The sequence below is a fragment of the Endozoicomonas sp. Z74 genome (genome assembly GCF_057680865.1).
Genome location: NZ_JBLYZI010000012.1, coordinates 31927 through 49423 on the forward strand (window position 1 = coordinate 31927; position 17497 = coordinate 49423).

General features: G+C 54.7%; 18 protein-coding genes and 4 tRNA genes. 3 read left to right on the plus strand and 19 right to left on the minus strand.

Translation table 11 applies throughout. The features are described from left to right. Nucleotides 1-130: 130 nt before the first annotated feature. Nucleotides 131-1462, minus strand: coding sequence for a branched-chain amino acid transport system II carrier protein (brnQ, locus tag ACNRUY_RS05430; RefSeq protein WP_488110627.1), 1332 nt, complete (start codon nucleotides 1460-1462; stop codon nucleotides 131-133). 230 nt (nucleotides 1463-1692) lie between these two features. Between brnQ and ACNRUY_RS05435 the strand changes: the two genes are divergently transcribed. Further along, nucleotides 1693-2391, plus strand: a complete 699-nt coding sequence (locus tag ACNRUY_RS05435) for an MBL fold metallo-hydrolase (protein WP_488110628.1) — start codon at nucleotides 1693-1695, stop codon at nucleotides 2389-2391. A 27-nt stretch (nucleotides 2392-2418) separates the two neighbouring features. Here ACNRUY_RS05435 and cls read toward each other — a convergent pair whose 3' ends face one another. Both cls and ACNRUY_RS05445 read right to left on the minus strand, forming a co-directional pair. Further along, complete coding sequence (cls, locus tag ACNRUY_RS05440; RefSeq protein WP_488110629.1) at nucleotides 2419-3885, minus strand: cardiolipin synthase; 1467 nt, start codon at nucleotides 3883-3885, stop codon at nucleotides 2419-2421. A gap of 12 nt (nucleotides 3886-3897) precedes the next feature. Further along, nucleotides 3898-4674 (minus strand): TSUP family transporter, encoded by a 777-nt coding sequence (locus tag ACNRUY_RS05445; RefSeq protein ID WP_488110630.1) that lies wholly within the window; start codon nucleotides 4672-4674, stop codon nucleotides 3898-3900. Nucleotides 4675-5059: 385 nt separating this feature from the next. Between ACNRUY_RS05445 and ACNRUY_RS05450 the strand changes: the two genes are divergently transcribed. Beyond that, complete coding sequence (locus tag ACNRUY_RS05450) at nucleotides 5060-5599, plus strand: Lrp/AsnC family transcriptional regulator (RefSeq protein ID WP_488110675.1); 540 nt, start codon at nucleotides 5060-5062, stop codon at nucleotides 5597-5599. Nucleotides 5600-5662: 63 nt separating this feature from the next. Further along, the gene (locus ACNRUY_RS05455; RefSeq protein WP_488110631.1) at nucleotides 5663-6868 is read left to right on the plus strand and encodes a dipeptidase; all 1206 of its coding nucleotides are present in this window, start codon (nucleotides 5663-5665) and stop codon (nucleotides 6866-6868) included. Between the two features lie 84 nt (nucleotides 6869-6952). On the opposite strand, the gene ACNRUY_RS05460 is transcribed toward ACNRUY_RS05455, so the two are convergent. The 16 genes from ACNRUY_RS05460 to flgB all read right to left on the minus strand — a co-directional run bounded on the left by ACNRUY_RS05460 (nucleotide 6953) and on the right by flgB (nucleotide 17110). Beyond that, nucleotides 6953-7126 carry a hypothetical protein gene (locus ACNRUY_RS05460; RefSeq protein ID WP_488110632.1) on the minus strand — a complete coding sequence of 58 codons (174 nt, stop codon included), beginning with the start codon at nucleotides 7124-7126 and terminating at the stop codon, nucleotides 6953-6955. Nucleotides 7127-7169: 43 nt separating this feature from the next. Next, nucleotides 7170-7244, minus strand: a tRNA-Gln gene (locus tag ACNRUY_RS05465). Between the two features lie 20 nt (nucleotides 7245-7264). Then, a tRNA-Met gene (locus tag ACNRUY_RS05470) sits at nucleotides 7265-7341 on the minus strand. 82 nt (nucleotides 7342-7423) lie between these two features. Then, nucleotides 7424-7498: transfer RNA gene (locus tag ACNRUY_RS05475), tRNA-Gln, on the minus strand. A 79-nt stretch (nucleotides 7499-7577) separates the two neighbouring features. Continuing rightward, nucleotides 7578-7654 (minus strand) — tRNA-Met (locus tag ACNRUY_RS05480). Between the two features lie 90 nt (nucleotides 7655-7744). After that, the gene (gene flgL / locus ACNRUY_RS05485; protein ID WP_488110633.1) at nucleotides 7745-8665 is read right to left on the minus strand and encodes a flagellar hook-associated protein FlgL; all 921 of its coding nucleotides are present in this window, start codon (nucleotides 8663-8665) and stop codon (nucleotides 7745-7747) included. Nucleotides 8666-8690: 25 nt separating this feature from the next. Continuing rightward, nucleotides 8691-10013 (minus strand): flagellar hook-associated protein FlgK, encoded by a 1323-nt coding sequence (flgK, locus tag ACNRUY_RS05490; protein ID WP_488110634.1) that lies wholly within the window; start codon nucleotides 10011-10013, stop codon nucleotides 8691-8693. A gap of 90 nt (nucleotides 10014-10103) precedes the next feature. Next, nucleotides 10104-10451 carry a rod-binding protein gene (locus ACNRUY_RS05495; protein WP_488110635.1) on the minus strand — a complete coding sequence of 116 codons (348 nt, stop codon included), beginning with the start codon at nucleotides 10449-10451 and terminating at the stop codon, nucleotides 10104-10106. Further along, nucleotides 10451-11632 carry a flagellar basal body P-ring protein FlgI gene (locus ACNRUY_RS05500; protein ID WP_488110636.1) on the minus strand — a complete coding sequence of 394 codons (1182 nt, stop codon included), beginning with the start codon at nucleotides 11630-11632 and terminating at the stop codon, nucleotides 10451-10453. Before ACNRUY_RS05500 ends, ACNRUY_RS05495 begins: the two co-directional genes overlap by 1 nt. Before the next feature lie 11 nt (nucleotides 11633-11643). Beyond that, nucleotides 11644-12291, minus strand: a complete 648-nt coding sequence (flgH, locus tag ACNRUY_RS05505) for a flagellar basal body L-ring protein FlgH (RefSeq protein WP_488110637.1) — start codon at nucleotides 12289-12291, stop codon at nucleotides 11644-11646. 29 nt (nucleotides 12292-12320) lie between these two features. Continuing rightward, entirely contained in the window at nucleotides 12321-13106 is a 786-nt protein-coding gene (gene flgG, locus ACNRUY_RS05510) for a flagellar basal-body rod protein FlgG (protein ID WP_488110638.1), read from the minus strand. Between the two features lie 165 nt (nucleotides 13107-13271). Continuing rightward, a complete protein-coding gene (locus ACNRUY_RS05515; protein ID WP_488110639.1) occupies nucleotides 13272-14012 on the minus strand; it encodes a flagellar basal body rod protein FlgF in 741 nt (246 codons plus the stop codon). A gap of 2 nt (nucleotides 14013-14014) precedes the next feature. Then, nucleotides 14015-15259 carry a flagellar hook protein FlgE gene (gene flgE, locus ACNRUY_RS05520; RefSeq protein WP_488110640.1) on the minus strand — a complete coding sequence of 415 codons (1245 nt, stop codon included), beginning with the start codon at nucleotides 15257-15259 and terminating at the stop codon, nucleotides 14015-14017. Nucleotides 15260-15327: 68 nt separating this feature from the next. Then, complete coding sequence (locus ACNRUY_RS05525; protein ID WP_488110641.1) at nucleotides 15328-16230, minus strand: flagellar hook assembly protein FlgD; 903 nt, start codon at nucleotides 16228-16230, stop codon at nucleotides 15328-15330. A 2-nt stretch (nucleotides 16231-16232) separates the two neighbouring features. Continuing rightward, the gene (flgC, locus tag ACNRUY_RS05530) at nucleotides 16233-16643 is read right to left on the minus strand and encodes a flagellar basal body rod protein FlgC (RefSeq protein ID WP_488110642.1); all 411 of its coding nucleotides are present in this window, start codon (nucleotides 16641-16643) and stop codon (nucleotides 16233-16235) included. A 50-nt stretch (nucleotides 16644-16693) separates the two neighbouring features. After that, nucleotides 16694-17110: a flagellar basal body rod protein FlgB gene (gene flgB / locus ACNRUY_RS05535; RefSeq protein ID WP_488110643.1), complete on the minus strand. Its 417-nt coding sequence runs from the start codon at nucleotides 17108-17110 to the stop codon at nucleotides 16694-16696. Nucleotides 17111-17497 lie beyond the last annotated feature (387 nt).

Consider the following 17497-nt stretch of genomic DNA (forward strand, 5'->3'; position numbering starts at 1 on the left):
CGCTTTCCAGCATTTTCCCTTCAAAACCGTTTGCACCGCCTTCATCCAATGAAGGCGGTGCAAACGGTTGTTCTTATACTACATGTATGTTGAATAAAGAGTGGTTTTATCGTCTTTCTACGCCTCAGACTCACTGCTTCACAAATTCCGCAGTGCCATTTGAGGGGCCACCGGAAAGAGCGCCCAGCACACCCGCAAGTATACCGGGCAGAAGCCACACCAGGCCTTCTGCCTGAAGGGGAAACAGGGTAAGCAAGTCATAACCCGGCTTGACGAATCCAAGTCCGGCGGCATACAGCCCCTCAACCAGGCTGATCAGCCCTACCGGCACCAGTACAAACACCATTACCCGGCTGGGGTCAGAAAAGCAGTTGCGAAGCAGAGAAACCGTGATCAGGGCAATCGCCACCGGGTAAATAATCAGCAGAGCTGGAATCGTCACCGCCAGTAACGTATTAAGGCCCATATTGGCTACCAGGGCACTGACCAGGGCACAGAGCACTACCCAGGACCGGTAACTCATCACGGGAAACACTTTCGAGAAATACTCCCCACAGGCGCTTAACAGCCCTACCGCAGTCGTCAGACAGGCCAGAGCAACTGTAGCACCGAGCAAGACCTTGCCCCAGGAACCAAAAACCGCCGCCACGAACAGGCTGATGATCTGGGCACCGTTTTCCGGAGCCGCTATCAACTGATGACTGGTGGCACCAATATACCCCAGTACCAGATAGACCAGTGACAGTCCGGTTGCAGCAATCAAACCGGCAATAAAGGTATAGCGGGCAACCTGTCGTCGATCTGTGATCCCCCTGCTATGAATGGCATTAATTATCACCACACCAAATACCAGAGCCCCCAGGGTGTCCATGGTCTGATACCCCTCACGGAAGCCATTAAAAAAGCCCTGATTGAGCATGGCCTCGGTGGCCGGACCTTCCGGGCCCTGGGGGTAAAAAATAGCACCCACTGCAATCAAAGCCAGCACCAGAACCAGCAGGGGGGTAATGAACTTCCCCACCGTTCCCAGCAGCTTTCCCGGAAAGAGAGCAAGGTAGAGCGCTGTCGCAAAGAAACCAGTAGAGAAGATTACCAGCGACAAAGGGGATGCCTGGCCAAGAAACGGCATGAGCCCCAGTTCATAGGAGACCACAGCCGTTCTGGGAGCGGCAAACAGAGGACCAATAGCGAGAAAAAGGACAACCGCAAACAGCAGCGCCATCTTTCGGGGGAAAATAGCCGTCAGCTTATCCAGGCCACCCCCCACCCTGGCACAGGCAATTACCCCCAGCAGTGGCAAGCCTACACCGGTTAGCAGGAACCCCATAATGGCCACGGTCAGTTCAGAGCCCGCCATATAGCCAAGAAATGGAGGAAAAATAATATTCCCGGCCCCCAGAAACAGGGCAAACGTCATCAGGCCCGTTGCCATGATGTCCGAAGCTTTTAACGTCTTTGGCAAAACAAGTCCCCTATTGTCAATTCAGGGCGAGCCTGCACGTTTTTATCGTGAAAGCTGGTTGTAAAAATGCCCGTGGTGAAAGTGCTGATGGTGAAGATGATCAGGCGCCTTTATTTCATATGCAGCCTGGCAACCCTATCAGTGATTTCACGTAAACTGGAAAATTGCGCAATTTTTTGCCATATAAATGCTCAAAACACAGTCATATTCACTGCCAGAGTGATTTCCCCATGATGTTCAGGCAACTTATTGATCACACCAGCTCTACCTACAGCTATCTGCTGGCCGATTCCTGCACCCGGGCTGCGGTAATCATTGACCCGGTGAATGATCAAGTTCCGGCTTACCTGCAATTATTGGAAGAGCTGAACCTGAACCTGACGGCAACACTGGATACCCACACTCATGCTGACCATATTACGGGGTCCTCATCACTTTCAGAGACCACCGGCTGTGGGATTATTCAGGGCAAAGGGACCCAGGCCAAAGGCGTCAGCCACCAAGTAAACGACAACGAGGAAATAAAGTTTGGCCAGCACCAGTTGATGGCGATAGCCACACCCGGGCATACCCCGGATTCCTATTGCTATCTTTACCAGCATAAAAGTGAAAAGTGGCTATTCAGTGGGGACACGCTGCTGATCAGGGGAACCGGAAGAACCGATTTTCAAGAAGGGGACGCAGGCCAACAATACCTGAGTATTTTCACCCGGCTTTTATCCCTGCCGGACGACACCCTGGTCTATCCTGGCCACGACTATCGAGGGTGGACAGTCAGCACCATTGGCGAAGAAAAAGCCCACAATCCACGACTGCAGGTGACCGGTAAAAAAGAGTACATCGCTTTGATGAACAACCTGAACCTGCCAAAGCCCGGATTGATGGATATCGCTGTGCCCGCCAACCTTCGCTGCGGTCGCCGTCAATAAAATACTCCGCCTTCATGCTCTCCTTCTTCATAAGAGAGGGCTGAGCAACTGCAGGGTATTTTCCTGCAGCTTCTGCATGAAAGGACGCCGTTCCCAAGCATCCACATCCACTTCATCCGCATCGGCCATATAGGTTTCCAGCAGCACGGAAATCCGTTCACCAAAGTCAGCATCGTAGACAATCAGGGTCAACTCATAATTCAGCCAGACACTGCGCATATCCAGGTTTACGGTACCAAACAACACTGTTGCTCTATCCACCAGCACGCACTTGGTGTGCAGCAGCCCCCCCCTGAACTGCAGTATGCGGACACCGGCCTGTAGCAGCTCCTGGTAATAGGAACGACTGGCATGGTACACCATTCTTGAGTCATTCTTCTCAGGGACCAGCAGTTGCACATCCACCCCTCTCATGGCCGCGGACTTTAATGCCGTCAATAATGCCTCATCCGGAACAAAGTAAGGGGTGCTGATCAACAGTTCATCGCGACTTTCATAAATGGCCGCCAGCAGCATCTGATGCAACAACTCACGATCCACATCCGGTCCCGAGGGCAGCACATGGATACAGGCACCTCCCGGTTGGCGCGCCTCAAAAGCGGGATACTCATACTGCCGATTAAACGACGGATGACCTTTTCCGGTTTCCAGGGCCCGGTCCCACTGGATAATAGCCCCCAGCACATGAGAAGCCACACCCTCAATGCGCACCACTGCATCCACCCACTGACCCACCTGGGCATCCTGTTTGAAAAACACAGGGTCAACCAGGTTAAAACTGCCCGTCCAGGCCACCTGATCATCCACCACCAGAATCTTCCGGTGGTTACGAATATCGATGCGCTCCACCAGAATCCCCAGTGGCCCCACCGGCATGGAAGCGGTCACGCTGATGCCTTCCTGACGAAAACGCCGGGCCCAGATCCCATTCAGAAAGGAGCGGCTGCCCACATTATCCAGCATCACAATGCAGTCAACCCCTCGCCGCGCGGCCCGTATCACCGCCTCAGCAATCTCTTTCACCCGCCCCTGGGGTTCCCAGATATAAAACTCAATCAGCAGGCTTTGCCGGGCCCCCTCAATATCACGGAGAAGGCCATCAATAATGGCCTGGCAATCATGAAACAGCTCCAGGTGATTACCGGGCAGCAGCGGTACACTCATGTTGTTTTCAGCCAGCTCAAACAAACCGCCATGGGCAGGAGGCACGCAGGAGCCTGGCTCATTATCGGCAATCACCCGGGAGAGGTGCTCATACCACTGGGTATAGTCCGGATACAGCGCCCGGATACGATTCATCCGTCGTGTTCCCAGCCGGGGAGAGCCAAACAGCAGATACAACAGAAAACCGGCAACCGGCAGGGCAAATAACAACACCAGCCACGCCAGGGAAACCCCCACCGGCCTGCGGGTCATAATGACCATAATGGCAAAGCCGACAATCATCACTAAATGTGAAGCGCCTGCGAGCCAGCCATACCAGCCTGCATCCATTAAAGCTCTCCGTTACTGCAATAAATGCCCATAATGACTCCAGAGCAGTTTCACTGTCATGACCATGGACACACAGACGATCATTGGCCGAATCAGGGACTGCCCACGGCTCAGCACCATTCTTGAGCCCAACCTGGCGCCAATGATCTGCCCGGCCATCATCACCAGCCCAACAGCCCAGATAACATGCCCGCCCAGAATAAAAAACAGCAGGGATGCCAGATTACTGGTTGCGTTCAGCACCTTGGTGTGCGCCGTAGCCCTGGTAATGGAAAAACCCAGCAGGCTGACAAAAGCGACGGTAAAGAATGACCCGGTGCCCGGCCCGAAAAAGCCATCATAAAACCCGATGACTACCGCCGCCGTACAGGAAAATACCGTCAGGGAAATCGCCTGCCGGGAGTCGTCGTTACTCAGCCTGGGAGAAAACACAAAATAGAGCACAATCCCGATCATCAGGAAGGGAATAACCCGCTCCAGAACACTGGCGTCAACTTCCTGCACCAGCAAGGTGCCGAGCACACTGCCCACAAAAGTCATCATAATCGCCAGGCGAATATTCCGCAGCTTCACGGCTCCCCTGGAAACAAAATAGTAACTGGCCGAAAACGCCCCGCCACAGGACTGAAGTTTATTGGTGGCCAGGGCCTGAACCGGGGGGACCCCCACCGCCAGCAACGCCGGAATCGTGATCAGCCCCCCGCCACCGGCAATAGAGTCCACAAAACCGGCAGCCGTGGCCACCGCAAACAACATGAGCACAAAATCAAGGGTCAGGGCCGTATCCAAGGTGAGTCCGTGTACTTCTTCAGAAAGGAAATTGGAAAAGCTTCAAAGCAAGAGCGTAATAATAAACCGAATAGCGGAAAATAGAGAGCAGCCTTTTATAAGTAAACACCCGCAATAACAAAACCGCTGACCGTCTCCCCAGACAATCAGCGGTTTCAGAACCATTCAGAGCTCATATCACCTAGCCAGTCAATAAGCTCTTTTCAACCTGTTCATGCACAGTTTCCTGTTCCTTCTTCCTCAAACCTTTTGGGTTTGCCTGGCCGGTATTCCTGGTTGGGAATCCCACTCACCGCATCTTCCGCTTGTGGCCTGGATGCCTGTCCATCACTTTTGGCGACAGGGAAAGTATATGCAAACCGGTGTAGAAAAAGATTGCGAAATAATGGCCTTAACGGCATATTTCAGCAATAATCCACCAACAAATTCAGACAGACTAGCAGAATATTTTATGAAGCTGGATCGCTACGACATCCGCATCCTCCAGGAACTGCAAAAAGACGCCAATATCAGCAACCAGGACCTTGCCGACCGGATAGGGCTGACCCCCTCACCCTGCCTGAGAAGAGTCAGGCATCTTGAGGAGCTGGAGCTGATCACCCACCGGGTCACCCTGTTGAACCCGGAAAAGCTGGGGCTGAAACTGACCGTGCTGATTCACATCAGCATGGACCAGCATACGCCGGAGCGTTTCGAACACTTTGAAAGCACCATTGACCAGTATGATGAAGTGGTGGAATGCACCCTGATCACCGGACAGTCCGCAGACTACATGCTTAAGGTCATGGTGCCGGATATGACCTACTACCAGGACTTTCTGCTGAATAAAATCACCCGGATCAAGGGCGTAACCGGAGTTCACTCCAGTTTTGTACTGCGCCAGCCCATCCGGAAAACAGCCCTGCCCCTGGATCACCTGCAATAGCCACGCGCCTGTGGCAGAATGGGAGGTATTAATAAGAGCTCGTCGTATAAAAGGCCTCCTACCATGAACTCCACACCCAGGCATTCGCCTTTTAAAACCCCGATCAAAATCGCTTCTATCGCCTCGACCTTTATTCTTGTTGCTCTGGGGCTCACCCTCTTCTTTGCCCCTACCGCCATTGAGAAAGGCAGAAACCAGGTCAACTCACACCCACCCTACACCATCGACAAGGCATCACAGGACCTGCATAACCAGCTGGTGATTGCCGACCTGCACAGCGACAGCCTGCTGTGGGATCGCGACCTGACGCAACACTCCAACTACGGCCATGTGGACTTGCCCCGTCTGCAGGAAGGCAATGTGGCCATTCAGGTATTTTCTGCAGTGACAAAATCCCCTCAGGGGCAGAACGTAAACCGGAACTCCAGCACCGCCAGGGACACCATTACTTTGCTGGCCATGATACAGGCATGGCCTCCTCGAACCTGGCAGAGCCTTTATCAACGGGCTTTATACCAGGCAGACAAACTGGCCCGGATTGAGAAACAGCAACCGAAGCAGCTGAAAATCATCAAAAACCGCCAGGACCTGACCACAGTTCTGACCGCCCGGCAGAAAGGTAACCCGCTGATTGGCGGGCTTCTAGCCATAGAAGGCGCTCATGCCCTGGACGGAAAGCTGGCCAATATCCAGGGATTATACGACGCAGGATACAGAATGATCGGGCTCCACCACTTCTTTGACAACAAGCTGGGCGGCTCACTCCATGGTGTCAGTGGTTCCCGGTTAAGCCTGTTTGGTCGACAGGCGCTGGCAGAAATGGAAAAGCGAAACATCATCGTGGACCTGGCCCACTCCTCCGAATCCGTGGTGGACGAAGTATTGAAACTGGCAAAAAGGCCTGTGGTGATCTCCCATACCGGTCTTCAGGGAACCTGCGACAGCCCACGGAATATTTCTGATGCACTGATGAAACGGATAGCGGACAAAGGCGGACTGATCGGCATCGGTTTCTGGGAAGCCGCGGTCTGTGATCATTCTCCGGAGGGCATTGTCAAGACGCTCCGATACGCCATCGACCTGCTTGGAGAAAACCATGTGGCTCTGGGCTCTGACTTTGACGGCAGCGTTCGAACCCGGTTCGATGTTTCAGAACTGGCCGTCCTGACGGAGCAGATGCTTCACCAGGGCTTTACGGAAACAGAAATACGCAAGGTAATGGGGGAAAACACCCGGGACTTTCTGATGAGGCATTTGCCGGAGTCATAGCCTGTCATCAGGCATTGAGTGGGTACAGGTCATCCATGTCATACCCTGGAAATCGCTCCACGGCTTTGCCATCCTGCGTCACTTTTATGCCCTATGGGTACTAGCTCCCACATCCATGTGGTCGTGCATTTCCAGGATACAATACATCCCTTCCATATACTGGCAACCGCTCCCTGCGTTGCCAGCATACAGGCCATCCATGGCCATACCCCGAGAATTGCTCCAGGCATTCTCGGGATACCGTCCATCCCTGGACATAAAAAAACCTCCCGCGTTTCAGAAACGTCGGGAGGTTTGAAAATGGCTGGGGTGGAGGGATTCGAACCCCCGCATGTCAGGATCAAAACCTGATGCCTTACCGCTTGGCGACACCCCAATGGTGTTTTACCGTTAATGTGGTAGCTAGGGGCAGATTCGAACTGCCGACCCCAGCATTATGAGTGCTGTGCTCTAACCAACTGAGCTACCTAGCCACAAAACGATGCTCATTGTCTGGATTTCATTTCATGCTGTCAACCAAAAAACGTGCCAGCTGCAAATCCAACAAGGAGTAAATGGCTGGGGTGGAGGGATTCGAACCCCCGCATGTCAGGATCAAAACCTGATGCCTTACCGCTTGGCGACACCCCAGTAAAAGGAACGCAATCGTTCCGAAGACGCTTTCGATGCTAACCCGGACCATTTCCAACAGTCAAACGCTTGAGTTAGCTGGTAGCTAGGGGCAGATTCGAACTGCCGACCCCAGCATTATGAGTGCTGTGCTCTAACCAACTGAGCTACCTAGCCGCCGAAAGCTGGTGCGCATTTTGGTGATTTAACCCCCATGTGTCAAGCACCAAAGCGCATAAAGCCCCTGCGGATTTCCACTAACGTCTCCTATACGTAATCAAACAGAGACGTGCTGTTCACCATGGAATAAGCCTTCTGGCTGGCCATCAACTGTTGCTGCTCCATGGCAAAATTCATCGTAGCCCGGGCAACATCCACATTCTCCAGGCCACCCTGCATGGTTTCGTTAAAGGTTTTCCGGTCTGACTGGCTGTCCTCAGCCATTTTCAGGCTGTTCAGAGACGCCCCCACCCCGGTGAGGGACTGGTTGACCCGGTCCATGGCCCCATCAATGGCCTCCAGCGCTCCGGCAATGGCGGCGTCCATTTGAGGCTCAGTCACATTCGGGTCGGTGGCTACCTCGACAAACTGAGAGAGGGCATTCAGGATATTGTCGTCATCACTGCCCAGCACATCTTTCAGTGCTACACCCAGCTCCACCGACTGGGCATCACTGATCTGGGCTTCACGCACCTCCCCCCCCTGGAGCTGGTAATCTCCCGTGGCTTCATCCAGCGCCACTGCCGGTTGGTCACCACCGGTTCCAGCAAAAATATACTCCCCGGTGGCACTGCGGGTGTTCCCCATGTCCGCCAGTTCTTCCACCAGCGCGGAGAGCTCCTGGGCATAGGCGGCAATGTCCTGGTTTTGCCCCCCTTCCTGAACCGGCAGCCCTCCAATCGCCAATACCAGGTCACGGGCCCGGTTCAGGGCATCGTTCATATTGCCCAGAACCGATTCCGTCATATCCAGTGTGTTTCTGGCCGAATGGATGTTTTTGGTGTAGGCGTCCAGGCGCGCATTCTGGTCCTCCAGCCCCATGATCTGGAGGGAGGCCAGCGTGTCATCCGAAGGCTTGAGGATCGCCTTGCCACTGTTCAACTGCATCAACGTCCGATTCATGGACGAGGTGGTAGACGACATGTGGTACTGCATGGTGCTGGAAAGCTGCTGGGTGCTGACGCGCATGGTTTTCTCCGGAATTAAAAACTGATCAGAGGGACAGGACTGAAGCAAACATCTCGTCCGCTGCAGCAATCACCTTGGCATTGGCGGAATAGGCCTGCTGAAACACCATCAGGCTGGCCGCTTCCTCATCCATATTGACCCCGGAAACACTGGCCACACGACTGGCTGCTTCCTGATAAAGCCCCGAGCTGGCCTCATATCGACTGACGGCGGCGCTGTTTTTTCCGGCCACCCCGGTGACCAGGCCGTTCCAGGCCTCATTCAGGGTCTTCCCGGCCATTACCCCCTGGTTCTGCAGCTCACTGAGCGCTAGCAGGTTTTCATTATTGCCCGGTTCATCCGGTTGACTGGAAAAGGCCAGGGCACCGGGGTCATCCATCACCACCTTCAGTTCACCTTCCAGGGTGAATTCAAACAATGGCTGCCCTGGATTACCCTCAAGGTCGTACCCTTTGGCCAGCACATCATTCATCTCCGATGCCATGGTCTCTCCCCAGAGCTGCAGCTCTTCCCGGGCAGGCACCAGCACCTCATCCCGGAAGTCCATCTGCCCCTGCAGCCCACCACCGATCTCCTGAACCGGTTTGGTGTGAACCCCGTTATCCACCGCCAGGGTTTTCATCCGGGCATCCGGTGAACCATCCACCAGCTTGAGCTGATGGCTGTTCCCGTTCACCACCAGAGGCTCACCATTGGGCAGGAGCAGGTCAACAGTATTATTGGGCTGGTACACCACGTCCACACCCACCAGCTCCGACAACTGCTGAATGGCCCGGTCACGCTGATCCAGCAAGTCCGCCGTTTCGGCACCGGAGGCTTCTGCCTTGAGAATTTCACTGTTGAGGCTGGCCACCGATTCCAGCAGGCCATTGGCATCTTCAGTCATGACCGCCATCTGCTGGTTAACATCATCAAGCTGTCGATCCATGTCCCCCGCCAGACTGTTGTAACGGGCCGCCAGACTGTCAGCACTGGACAGCACTTCCTGGCGATAAGCCGAGGCCATGGGGTCCACCTGAGCCGCTTTAAGAGATCCAAAAAAACCATTGATGGAGGGCGACAAGCCGGAGGACTCACCACTGATCAGACTTTCCAGCTGGGTGGCCTGGCTGGCATAAGCGGTGGCATACCCCAGGGCGCTGCTGGCAGCCTGCTGCTGAGACACATAAAAAGTGTCGCTTATGCGCTCTATATCGCTGACGTAGACGCTGCCACCCGGAGCCGTGCCGTATACCGCCTGCTGACGGGAATACCCTGGCACAGAAGCGTTGGCAATGTTCTTACTGGCTATCATGAGAGAGGTAGAGGCGACCGTCATCCCCGCTACCCCGTTGGCAATCATGTTCATAGTATCTCAGCTAATCTTTATCCGGACGGCAGTCAGTCATCAGGAAAACGGCAATTGTTGCCTGAAATTAAATTTTCTTGTTCGGAAGGTTCATTGATCCCCTCCCTGCTGGCGCTCAACCTGCCGGACGATCTGCTCTGCCAGGCCAATCCCCTGGGTTCTGGACATGTCCAGGGCGAGGCGGGAATCCTGCCACTCCTGCCAGAAACCCTGCTCCCGGGAGCTCACCAGACTGTCCTCCGACAGCACTTCATCCGCCTGGCGCATGCTTTTGAGCATCTGCTCAATCATCATGGCCTCAAAGTCCATGGCAGCTTCCTTCAGTCGGCTCGCCTCACCCCTTTCTGTACCACTCACCTCACCGTTGGTTTTCACCCTGGCAGGCAGAGAGGCTGACACCCCTGTGGATTGCAATTGAAACAGTGCTACCTTATCCATCAAATCACCACCAGTTCCGCTTCCAGGGCACCGGCCTGGTCCAGGGCCTGCAACACGGCCATCAGGTCCGACGGTGTGGCCCCAACCGCATTAATGGCATTGACCACATCCTGCAAAGAGCTGCCTTCGGGAACCATAAACAGATGCTTGTCCCCCTGATCCACCAGAATATTGCTGTCTGGCACCACCGTCGTTTTTCCATTGGAGAACGCTCCAGGCTGGCTGACAGCGGCGTCCTCACGAATAGTGACCACCAGGTTGCCATGGCTGACCGCTGCCGCCTTGACACGCACAAACTCATTCATGACCACGGTGCCTGTGCGGCTGTTAATAATCACTTTGGCCATGGTTTCCCCTTCGTCCACCCGCATTCTTTCCAGAACCGACATATAGGCCACCCGCTGGCTGGGATCTGCCGGAGCCCTGACTCGCACCGTCACGCCGTTTTCAGCTTCAGCGATGCCCGGGCCAAACTTGCCGTTAATGGCCTTGACGATATTCCCTGCGCTGGTGAAGCTGGGATTTCTCAGGTTGAGCATGATATGGCTTCTGGTGGCAAAGCCACTGGGAATGGTTCGCTCAATGGTCGCACCGTTGGGGATTCTTGCCGCCGTGGGGATATTCACGGTAATGCTGGAACCGTCATTGCCGGAGGCATTAATCCCCGTCACGACCAGGTTCCCCTGGGCCAGGGCATAGACTCTGCCATCGGCCCCCTTCAGCTGTGACAGCAACAGAGTTCCTCCCTGCAGGCTCTTAGCGTCCCCGATGGACGACACCGTTACATCAACTCGCTGCCCCACTGCAGCAAAGGCAGGGATAGTGGCCGTCACGGAAACGGCGGCAATGTTTTTCAAATTCGGGTTGGCGTCGTTAGGCAGCTGAATTCCCAGCTGGCGCAACATGTTTTTCATGGACTGCCCGGTGAACTGGGTCTGCCGGGTTTTGTCACCGGTGCCATTCAACCCCACAACCAACCCATAACCCACCAGCTGGTTGCCCCGCACCCCGAGCACATCCACCATATCCAGCAACCGCCGGGACTTGGCTTCAGCGGTCACCGACACAGGAAGAGCTGCCAGCATCACCAGCAGCAAAACAAGACCATGGATGGCTTTACGATGGAAAGCTTTCCTGCATACGCGATTGCAATCCCTTGTGGTAAAAAGCGACTTCATCATACATTCACCGGTCAGAACGGCATGGCCGGGCTGTTAAAGAACCGGGTCAGCCACCCGGGTTTATTGGCGTCCGCCAGCGGCCCTTCACCGGAATAAACAATTCGGGCATTGGCCAGGCGCTGGGAGGATACGGTGTTGTCCGGCGTAATGTCTTCCGGCCGCAAGATACCGCCCAGGCGGATATATTCATCCCCCTGATTGAGGGTGATCCATTTCTCACCACGGACTTTCAACGCCCCATTAGGCAGAACCTCAACCACCGACACGGTAATGGAGCCATCCAGCATGTTCTGCTGAGAGCTGGCGCCATCCCCGGCAAATTTCCGGTCAATGGCCAGGGAGGAGTCTTCCATCTGTTTCCCCAGAACCACCGGCCCGGGAAAGTTCAGGCTGGTTCCCTTATTCATGCTGGTACCGGAAGACTTCACTGACTTGGTCTGTTCATCCAGATAAATGGTCAGGATATCCCCCACCCGGTACGCCATGCGGTCTTCAAACAGACTGGTGCTGTAGGCCGCATTAAAAAGACTGCCGTCTACTACCTGGGGGGGAGGGTTATCCACCAGGGGTGGGGGCGTCCAGTCCACAGGGTCGGCAGGCTTCTGGGAAGCGCAGCCGGTAAGGAAAATGGCGGCCGTGGCCAGCAGAATACGAATCATGTCTACTACTTCCTGCTTTGAGCTCCGCCTTAGAGCGTCTGGTTGGCAAACTGCATCATCTGATCAGCGGCAGAGATCACCTTGGCATTCATTTCATAACCCCGCTGGGCGGCAATCATGTTAACCATCTCTTCCACCATATTGACGTTGGAGGATTCCAGGGCAAACTGCCTGACAGAACCCACGCCGTCTTCTCCTGGAATGGACTCAACCGGCTGGCCGCTGGAAGCGGTTTCGGCAAACAGGTTGGAGCCCAGTGCCCGCAACCCGGCCGGATTGACGAAATTTGCCAGATTGATCTGCCCCAGCTCCCGAGGCATAGGATCCCCAGCAATGGTGGCACTGACCACGCCATCGGCGCCAATGGACAGCGACATGGCGTCTTCCGGAACCTCAATGGCCGGTTCCAAGGGGAAACCATTGGCCGTGACCATCTGGCCACTGGAGTTCAAATGAAACTGGCCATTGCGGGTATAGGCCATGGTTCCATCGGGCTGCTCTACCTGGAAAAAGCCCTGCCCTTCAATGGCCAGGTCCAGCTGATCCGAAGTGGTCTGACTGGAACCCTGGGTGAATACTTTCTGGGTACCTGCCACACGGACACCGGTCCCCAATTGAATGCCGTTGGGCACCTCATTGCCTTCGGTATTATCGGCACCGGGCTGGCGCTGTACCTGATAGAACAGGTCCTCAAATACCACCCGGTCCCGCTTGAAACCAACGGTATTGACGTTGGCCAGGTTATTGGAAATGGCATTCAGCTGTTTGTCCTGGGCGGTCAGACCGGTCTGGCCGGTCCATAACGTTGGGTTCATTAATTCTGCTCTCTCTTTAAATCTGATGTCGTGTTTGCAGGGCACAGGTTGCGTTGAACGAAGTGAAGCGCAACAAACCGGCCTACAGGTTTAGCTGAGCGGTTTTGTGTTGCGCTTCGCAAGGCTCAACTCAACCTACGCTCAGGCACAACCAGCTGCAGTGAATTACCCGCGCAGCAGTTCATTGCCGGCCTCATCCATCTGGGCCGTGGCACGCATCATTTTCAATTGAATCTCAAAATTCCGGCTCAGGTCCGTCAGCGCCACCATCTCCTGGACAGCATTCACATTACTGCCTTCCAGATAGCCGGAAACCACACTGACCTCCTCACTGGCATCCACTGCACTGCCGTTCTTCAGGCGGAACAGTCCATCAGCCCCCTTGTGAAGATCGGCGGGCTCCGGATTGACCAGTTTCAGCCGATCCACCTGGGCCACCTGGCTGTCTGCCGTGCCACTGACCTTGACGGACAGCCGACCATCGCTGCCTACCAGTAAACTGTCGTATTCCGGCAGAGTCACCGGCCCTCCCTCACCCACCACCATCAATCCCCGGGCGGTGCGCAAAACGCCATTGCTGTCCACATGCAGGCCTCCGGCACGGGTAAACGCTTCATTCCCCTGGCCATCGAGAACCGTAAACCAGCCCTCCCCTTCAATGGCCAGATCAAGGCTGCGGCCGGTCATGGATAATGTGCCATTATTCAGCCCGGACCAGGGCTGACTGTCCGCCACCAGTGGCCCACTGTCTGGAGAACCCCCGCTTTCCGGCTCCCTGGCGACGGCGTTCAGGTAATCCGCCCGAAACCCGTCGGTATTGATATTGGCCAGGTTATTGGCATGAACCTGCTGGGCTTCCATTGCCCGGGTTGCCCCGCTGAGTGCAGTAAAGAGTGCCGTATCCATAATCAGAAGGTATTCAGCAGGTACTGGGTGTTTTCGTTAAAGGTGGAAATGGTTTTGGTGTTCGCCTGATAGGTACTCTGGGCCACAATCATATCCACCAGCTCTGCGCTCATATTGACATTGGAGTTTTCAAGAGCGCTGCTTGAGAGCTTCCCGAAAATGCCGCTGCCCGCCATGCCGATCATGGGAGCCCCGGATTCCGGTGATTCCACCCAGCTGGTATTGCCCGCGGATTCCAGGCCTGCCGTACTGGGAAAGCTGGCCAGCGCCACATAACCCTGGATATCACTCTGACCGTTGGAGTAAGAGGCCACTACCGCCCCGTCTTTGCCAATGGAGACGCCGTTAAAAGTCCCCGCCATATAGCCGTTGCTGGTGTTGCTGGCCACAGAGAAACTGTTGCCGTACTGGCTGATGCCCGAGATATCCATAGCCAGCGCCATGGGTTCGGAGCCATTGTTAAAATTCAGCCCCGGAAGAGTGAACAGACCGGCTCCCCCATGAGCCTGACCACTGTTGTCTGAACTGCTCACCAATTGTCCGCTGGTGTCAAAATTCAGGGTGGCCACATAATCTTCGCTTCCGGTTTTCACCGGCTGGCCATCCACCTCATAGCGAACCTCCCACTGATTTTCGCTGGTTTTGGTGTAATAGGCCTTCACCTGCTGCTGATTGCCCAGGCTGTCGTAGAGGGTGGAAGTGGTGGTGCTGTGGTAACTCTTGGGGTTTTCCGGGTCAAAATCCGTTGCGGTGCGATCAATCACCTCAGAACGGGCATCCAGGTTGGCTTTGATCGCCGCAGAATCCGTTGCCTGGGCTGGCAGGTCCGCCTTATCAACTGACAGAGGCTTTAACGGTCCCTCGATGGCGTTGCCACTGTCGTCTGAACCATACCCCATGACAGTCTGCCCCTGGTCGTTGACCAGAAAGCCGTCTTTGTCCGCAGTGAAATTGCCCGCCCGGGTGTAATAATGCTGGCCACTCACGTCCTGCATAATAAAAAAGCCATCACCATCGATGGCCAGGTCGGTGGCGCTGGTGGTGTAAAGGGTATTACCCTCGGCAAAGTTGGTCTCTATATCCGATACATACACCCCGCCTACCCCAGTGCTCTCAGAGTAAACGTCGGCAAACTGGGCTTTCATGGACTTGTAGCCCACGGTATTGGCATTGGCGATGTTGTTACTGATCACCCCGAGGCTTTCACTGGCCGCATTGAGGCCGCTGATACCGGTATTCATTGACATGAAAAATACTCCAAAACTTCTTCAACCCCTCTTAAATCACTGTCAGGGCAGAGGGATGGTACCCATCCTCAGGGCAGCGTCCTGAACATGGCTGAACGACGGGAGACCGGCATGGTACGCCGACTGGCCCGCTGGCTGATCTGCTTGAACAGAGGGTTGACTGTCCAGCTTTCCCCCTTGCGAACCACCTTTTTCATCTGCCCCGCCAGCGCGGCAAAAGGATCCTGGCCGCCCCCCTGCCCGGCCGCTTGAGAGTCCACAATGTAATCCCCCTTGAACTCCGTCAGGGAATAAAGCGGCACCAGACCGATACCCTGGGCATCCACCAGGACATCCTGGCCGTTACCGGGAATCACCACACTCTTGACCATGCTGCGCTGGGTCAGGGTCTGCTCAACGTCATGGCCATCGAAGCGGGCAAAGGCATACATCATGTAAGTGCCATCCCCAGGCTTCGTCTTCAGGCTGCCCAGGTCATAAGGCACTTTTCCGGACTCTGTCTGCTCACCAAGGTCAAGCACCGCCAGAGGATCCGCTGTATCCGGGCCACTTTTGCCACCGTATACCTCTATTCGCAGGGCTTTTGTCGCCTGGTTCAACAGAACTTCCCCTTCCGGAAACACGCCTCCCTTCACCACAAACAGGTTGGCCATCACCATCACTTCCTTACCCACCAGGTTTGAGGCATACAATCCCTGGGATTGATACATCTGGTCTTTCAATCCCTTGAGTGCTTCCACCAGCTCTCCGTTTTGCTGCATCATGGTCATGTCCGACAACTGGGACACCATCTGGGCATTGTCCATGGGGGCCGAAGGGTCCTGGTACTGCAGCTGGGTCATCAGCATCTGCATGAACGCATCACTGTCCAGGTTGCTGGTAGCGGAAACCGCTGGCTGCCCGGCGGATACCATTGAGCTGGCCAGCACCAGAGTTATAAAAAACGGACGGAATAAAACCAAAGCAGACACCCTTATTGCCCCAGGCTCAGAAGACGCTCATGCATACGACGGGCGTTACTCATCATTTCAACACTGGTCTGATAGCTGCGGGTGGCACTCATCATATCGGCCATCTCTTCCACCATATTGATGTCGGGATAGAAGACATTGCCTTCCTCATTGGCCAGGGGATTGTCCGGCTCATACCGCATTAACGGCTCGGCGGTACTGTTCACCACCTCGGACACTTCCACCTGTCCTGCCGCCTGATCACCCACACTCTGAATCACCTCGGCAAATACCGGACGACGGGCTTTATAGGCCCCATCGGCACTGCCTGCAGCGGTTTCGGCATTGGCCATATTACTGGCAACGGTATTCAACCGGAGTGTCTGTGCCGCCATACTGGAACCGGCGATATCGTAAATACTGCTCAGGGACATGAATAATTTCTTAAAACCTTTTGATCATTAATAACCATCAGTAAACGGCTTTACTGCCCGGTAATGGCAAGGCGCAGTCCTTTCAGTTTCATATTCAGAAATGTGAGACTGGTTTGAAACTCCATGCTGTTGCGCATAAACGCCGCCTGCTCGACACCCAGTTCCACTGAGTTTCCATCCGCCCCTTCACGGTCACCCTCACGCTCATGAACGGCGCCCTGGTGCAGCTCGCCAAAGTCATTCTTTCCCGGCAATGACAGATGCCCGGACCGGGTCTGTTCCAGGCGGGTCTGCACATTGGCCAGGGCCTGTTGCTGATCCAGCACTGCATTAAAATCGAGATCTTTCGCCTGGAAACCCGGCGTATCCACATTGGCAATATTGCCTGAAATCACTTCCGCCCTTTCTGCCCGGTAATGGAGGGTATGGGGCAGAATACCCAGGGCATTTTCAAACGTTATGGCCATCTCTACCTCAGAAAAACAGCACCTTCTAAAAACACTTTATAAATGCACTTTATAAAAAGAATGTCTGGGCCATCCTGTGCCTGAACGCGTCAAACTGGATGAATGCAAGCTGTATGCCAAAACATCAAAACTGCCTGCAACTAACACCATAAGCCACCATAAGCCACGGTTTCATTGTTTTATTCCATAACCGGCATCCTGAAAACTGCGGACTTTCATGACAAACATGACAAAGCACGCAATAGGCAGCCTTTATAATCTTGCTATGATGGAAACAGTCCGCTTAGTGAAGCATGACTTTTATTCCCCCATCAGCCATGAACCTTCCGGTCGGCTCTTCAGCCCGGCCATAGAAAGAGAGAGGGCGGAAACATTTTTCCTCGGTAT